We start from the raw sequence: 661 nt of genomic DNA, 5'->3' as shown, positions 1-661 counted from the left end.
GCGTCTGCGCCCATCTCGATCGCCAGGGCGATCTCGCCGATCATGTCGCCGGCGTGGGTGCCGACGATGCCGCCGCCCAGGATGGCACCGTGGCCGTGGGCCTCGGGGCTGTCGTCGAACAGCAGCTTGGTGAAGCCTTCGTCGCGGCCATTGGCTATGGCGCGGCCCGAGGCCGCCCAGGGGAACAGGCCCTTCTTGACCTTGATGCCCTGCNTCATGTCGCCGGCGTGGGTGCCGACGATGCCGCCGCCCAGGATGGCACCGTGGCCGTGGGCCTCGGGGCTGTCGTCGAACAGCAGCTTGGTGAAGCCTTCGTCGCGGCCATTGGCTATGGCGCGGCCCGAGGCCGCCCAGGGGAACAGGCCCTTCTTGACCTTGATGCCCTGCGCCTTAGCCTGGTCCTCGGTCAGGCCGACCCAGGCGATTTCGGGATCGGTGTAGGCAACGCTGGGAATCACGCGGGCGTTGAAGGCGCTGCTCGCCAGTTCCTTGTTGCCCTGCAGTTCGCCGGCGATGACCTCGGCCGCCACATGCGCCTCGTGCACCGCCTTGTGCGCCAACATGGGCTGGCCGACGATGTCGCCGATGGCGAAGATGTGCGGCACGTTGGTGCGCATCTGGATGTCGACCTCGATGAAGCCGCGGTCCGTGACAGCCACGC

The 661-nt window shown here is 68.3% G+C and carries 1 protein-coding gene; it reads right to left on the bottom strand.

Annotated features, from left to right (window positions below; translation table 11 throughout):
- On the bottom strand, positions 1-661 hold a 661-nt coding region (locus QZH66_RS17825; protein ID WP_305807145.1), incomplete at both ends, for an FAD-dependent oxidoreductase.

Origin of the sequence: Stenotrophomonas sp. YIM B06876 (assembly GCF_030711595.1) — a bacterium.
In the GTDB taxonomy this organism is placed as follows: Bacteria; Pseudomonadota; Gammaproteobacteria; order Xanthomonadales; family Xanthomonadaceae; genus Stenotrophomonas.
The sequence above is the reverse complement of the archived record's forward strand: the minus strand, read 5'-3'. Positions and strand labels throughout refer to the sequence as shown.